Source organism: Phenylobacterium sp., assembly GCF_046590535.1.
In the GTDB taxonomy this organism is placed as follows: domain Bacteria; phylum Pseudomonadota; class Alphaproteobacteria; order Caulobacterales; family Caulobacteraceae; genus Phenylobacterium.
Genome location: NZ_JBKJTG010000032.1, coordinates 1 through 4,135, shown reverse-complemented (window position 1 = coordinate 4,135; position 4,135 = coordinate 1). Strand labels below are relative to the sequence as shown.

Here is a 4,135-nt window from a genome sequence, read left to right as displayed (position 1 = left end):
CTCGACGATGGACTCCACGTCCACCGCGGCGCGGCGGTCTGCGGCCTTGGCGCCCTGCTCGGGGGCCGCCAGCTCGGCGACGCTGTCCACCAGGTGGACGATGATGTCGGCGTCCTGCGCTCCACCCCAGGCGGCGCGGACCATGGCTCGGTCGAGCTTGCGCCTCGGCTGGAAGATGCCGGGCGTATCCACCAGCACCATCTGGGCGTCGCCCTGCATGGCCACACCACGCACCGGAAACCGGGTGGTCTGCACCTTCTGCGTGACGATGGAGACCTTGGCCCCCACCAGGCGGTTGGTCAGCGTCGACTTGCCCGCATTGGGCGCGCCGATGATGGCGACGAAGCCTGCCTTGGTCATCACAGCCCGCCCGTGCGCTTGGCCAGCATCAGGGCGGCGGCCAGCTTCTCCGCGTCGCGCTTGGAGCCGGCCTCGGCCTGCTCCGGCTCGAAGCCCTGGACGAAGGCCTCAATGGTGAACCGCGGCTCGTGGGCCGAGCCCACCTGGGCCAGCACCCGATAGGTCGGGACCGGCAATCCGCGGGCCATGGCCCATTCCTGCAGCATCGTCTTGGCGTCCTTGCTGGGGGCGTCCAGCGTTTGGAGGGGCTCGGCCCAGAAGGTCAGCACGAACGCGCGCGCCCGGGGCAGGCCTGCGTCCAGATATAGGGCGGCGATGAGGGCTTCGCAGGCGTCGCCCAGCACCCGGTCGTTGTCGCGGGCGCCCATCTTGCTGGCGCCGCCTTCCAGCCGCAGCGCGTCGCGCAGTCCGGCCAGCCGCCCGGCCACGGCGCAGGCGTGGTTGTTGACCAGCTGGTTCATAAGCTTGGAGAGCTCCCCCTCCCGCGCCTCGGGGCGCAGGATGGTCAGCTGCTCGGCGACCACCAGGTTCAGCACCCGGTCGCCGAGGAACTCCAGCCGCTCGTTGTGGGCGACGGCGCCGGAGCCGCTGCCGACGCTGGCGTGGGTGAGCGCGCGCTCAAGCAGCTCCCGGTCGGCGAAGGTGTGGCCGATGCGTCGCTCCAGCTCGGCGACCGCGGCGACGCGGGTGTTCATTTCAGGACTTTGAAGAACCGGCTCGGACGGGCGTCCAGAACCCAGGTCCAGGGCTTGAAGATCGAGGCGCTCGGATGCCAGGAGAGCAGGACGATCTGTGCCTTGCCCACCAGGTGGTCGGCGGGGACGAAGCCGACGCCACCGGCCTCGGGCGCCACCCGGCTGTCGGAGGAGTTGTCGCGGTTGTCGCCCATCATGAAGTAATTCTTCTCGGGCACCACGAAGGGCCCGGTGTTGTCCAGGTCGCCGTCGGTCCCGTAGTCATTGGTCACATAGGTTCGGCCGTCCGGCAGCGTCTCCTGGTAGCGGGCCACGTCGCGGACGAAGCCGTAGCCGGAATCTTCCTTCGCCGACGGCAGGGTGACGCGCGGGATCTCGCGCTCGTTGACCCACAGGCGACCGGCCTTCATCTGGATGCGGTCTCCGGGCAGGCCCACCACGCGCTTGACGTAGTCCGTGCGGCCGTCGCGGGGCAGCTTGAACACCACCACGTCGCCGCGCTTGGGCCTGTTCTCCAGGATCCGGCCCTCGAACAGCGGCGGGCTGAACGGGATGGAGTGGCGCGAGTAGCCGTAGGTGAACTTGGAGACGATGATGTAGTCGCCCTCGTAGAGGTTGGGCTCCATCGACGCCGAGGGAATGGTGAACGGCTGGAAGAAGATCACCCGCAGGAACAGCGCGATCAGCAGCGCGTAGACCACCGTCTTGATGATCTCGACGATCTCACTGAGGGCGCCGGACTTCTCGGGGGTCTCAGCAGCTTGCACGTTCGGGCTCATGAAGGGTCCTGGTGATGTCCGGCGGGGCCGAACGCGGTGTTGCTAGACGCTGGATACGCCCGGAGCAATCCCCGCGCCCGTGAACTCTGCGTCAGGTCCAGGGGCGCGCCGTCGCAGGCAGGCGTGACAGGGAGCCCCGGGATCGGTCTAGTCCGCTGATGAGTCGCCCCGCACTGCCTCTCCTGCACGCCCTGCTGGCCCTGGCGGTGGTTGCGGTGTGGGGCACCAACTTCGTGATCATCCGCCTGGGCCTGGACGATCTGCCGCCGCTGACCTTCGCGGCGCTCAGGTTCACCTTCGCGCTGATCCCGGCGGTGTTCTTCCTCAAGCGGCCGGCGGTGTCCTGGGGCAACCTGGCGCTCTATGGCGTGCTGATCGGTGTGGGCCAGTTCGGCGTGCTCTACATCGCCATGCAGAACTCGATCTCGCCGGGACTGGCGTCCCTGGTGGTGCAGACCCAGGTGTTCTTCACCATCGGCCTGTCCATGTGGCTGACCCGCGAGCGGGTGCGCGGCTTCCAGCTGGTGGCCCTGGGCCTGGCGGCGGCGGGCCTGGCCTGGCTGATGGCGCACGCCAACGCCGAAGTCACCGCCCTGGGCATCGGCCTGGTGCTGATCGCCGCCCTGAGCTGGGCCGGCGGCAATACCGTGGCCCGGGCCGCGGGCCCGGTAAACATGTTGGCCTATGTGGTCTGGGCGAGCCTGTTCTCGGCGCCGCCGCTGATCGCCCTGGCCCTCCTGGTGGAGGGTTGGCCAGCGGTGTCGCAGGGTATCGTGGCCGCCGACGCCGGCACCTGGGCGGCGGTCCTGTGGCAAAGCGTCGGCAACACCCTGTTCGGCTACGCCGCCTGGGCCTGGCTCCTGGCCCGCCACCCCGCCGCCACCGTGGCGCCCCTGTCCCTGCTGGTGCCGGTGTTCGGCATGGCGGCCTCGGCCATCTGGCTGGGCGAGGCGCTGACCTGGTGGAAGCTGGTGGCCGCCGTGCTGGTGCTCTCCGGCCTGGCGCTCAACACCCTGTGGCCCGCCTGGGAACGCCGGCGGGCGCCTGTGGTCAGCGAGCCCGTTTAGAGCGCCGCGTGCTCGGCCACGAGGTCGTCCACGATCCGCTGGGACGTCTCTGCGCCCAGGGGATTGGCCCCCGGCAGTCCAGCCCAGACGATCAACGCCTTCCACAGGGTCCAGCCCCGCCCGCGCGCCCAGCACCCCGCGTCCAGCGGCAGGGCGGCGCGGAACGCCTCGCGGGCCTCGCCCTCTAGGAAGGTCCAGGCGAGCGCCAGGTCGCAGGCCGGGTCGCCCACGCCGCAGCAGCCAAAGTCGATGACGGCGCTGAGCCGCCCCTCGCGGACCAGCAGGTTCCCGGCGCTGACGTCCCCGTGCAGCCAGACCGGCGGGCCGCGCCACTCGGCGGCCAGCGCGGCCTCCCAGACCGCCAGGACGGCCGCCGCGTCGATCCGCTCGCCCAGGGCGGCGATGGCTGTGCGCGTCTCTGCGTCATAGGTGGCCAGCGCCCCGCCGCGGTGGAAGTTGTGCGGGCCCGGGGCCGGCCCGTCGGTGGCGTCAATTTGCTGCAGCGCGGTGAGCAACGCCGCCAGGTCGGTGGCGAACCGGGTCATGTCGTCGATGGGCGCCGCGGAGGCGGTCTCGCCCTCCAGCCAACCATATATCGACCATGGCCAGGGATACCCCTCGCCCGGCGCGCCCAGGGCCACGGGCATCGGGATCGGCAGCGGCAGGCCTGCCGCCAGCGTCGGCAGCCAGCGCTGCTCCTTTTCCACCTGGGCCGCATAGGCCGCGCGGCTGGGTAGCCGCAGAAGCAGGTCGGGGCCCAGGCGGAAGGTGCGGTTGTCCCAGCCTCCAGGGAAGACCGGGGTCACGGTTAGGCGAGTCATCTGCGGAAACTGTCTCTCGACCAGGCGCCGCACCAGGTCCGAATCGATGGCGGGCGCGGTCACGCCGGCAGCGCCTCGACGATGACGAAGGCCTGGGCGTAGGGGTGATCGTCGGTGAGGCTGAGGTGGATCACTGAGCGCATCCCGGCTGGCGTGATCTCCTCAAGCCGGGCCAGGGCCCCGCCGGTCAGCGCCATGGTCGGCTGTCCGGAGCGCAGGTTGATCACCCCCATGTCGCGCCAGAAGACGCCGCGGCGCATGCCCGTGCCCAGCGCCTTGGCGCAGGCTTCCTTGGCCCTTGGGACTGGCATGCGACGCGGGGTGTTCTGGCGGGATATGGGCGTGATCAACATGCGGTCGGGCCAGCCGACCATGGCGCTGACCGGCGGGGCCCTGGCGCGGCTGAAGGAAAT

At 70.5% G+C, this 4,135-nt stretch carries 5 protein-coding genes and 2 pseudogenes; 2 read left to right on the top strand and 5 right to left on the bottom strand.

Going from position 1 to position 4,135, the window contains the following annotated elements; all coding sequences use genetic code 11:
* The 3 genes from ACLL81_RS01730 to lepB all read right to left on the bottom strand — a co-directional run.
* Positions 1–360, bottom strand: a 360-nt coding sequence (locus tag ACLL81_RS01730) for a GTPase (RefSeq protein WP_411286619.1), incomplete at its 3' end; no start/stop codon positions are given.
* On the bottom strand, positions 360–1,055 hold the full coding sequence (gene rnc, locus ACLL81_RS01725) for a ribonuclease III (protein WP_411286618.1): 696 nt from the start codon (positions 1,053–1,055) through the stop codon (positions 360–362). The genes rnc and ACLL81_RS01730, both read right to left, overlap by 1 nt.
* Positions 1,052–1,834, bottom strand: a complete 783-nt coding sequence (lepB, locus tag ACLL81_RS01720; RefSeq protein ID WP_411286617.1) for a signal peptidase I — start codon at positions 1,832–1,834, stop codon at positions 1,052–1,054. Before lepB ends, rnc begins: the two co-directional genes overlap by 4 nt.
* A gap of 158 nt (positions 1,835–1,992) precedes the next feature.
* Between lepB and ACLL81_RS01715 the strand changes: the two genes are divergently transcribed.
* A complete protein-coding gene (locus ACLL81_RS01715; protein WP_411286616.1) occupies positions 1,993–2,901 on the top strand; it encodes an EamA family transporter in 909 nt (302 codons plus the stop codon).
* Here the strand turns inward: ACLL81_RS01715 and ACLL81_RS01710 are convergent.
* Both ACLL81_RS01710 and ACLL81_RS01705 read right to left on the bottom strand, forming a co-directional pair.
* Positions 2,898–3,722 carry an aminoglycoside phosphotransferase family protein gene (locus ACLL81_RS01710; RefSeq protein WP_411286615.1) on the bottom strand — a complete coding sequence of 275 codons (825 nt, stop codon included), beginning with the start codon at positions 3,720–3,722 and terminating at the stop codon, positions 2,898–2,900. The two genes, ACLL81_RS01715 and ACLL81_RS01710, sit on opposite strands and share 4 nt — an antisense overlap.
* A 59-nt stretch (positions 3,723–3,781) precedes the next feature.
* Positions 3,782–4,018: pseudogene (locus ACLL81_RS01705) on the bottom strand (holo-ACP synthase); the annotation flags it as partial.
* Between ACLL81_RS01705 and ACLL81_RS01700 the strand changes: the two are divergent.
* Positions 4,011–4,135: pseudogene (locus tag ACLL81_RS01700) on the top strand (holo-ACP synthase); the annotation flags it as partial. The pseudogenes ACLL81_RS01705 and ACLL81_RS01700 overlap by 8 nt on opposite strands.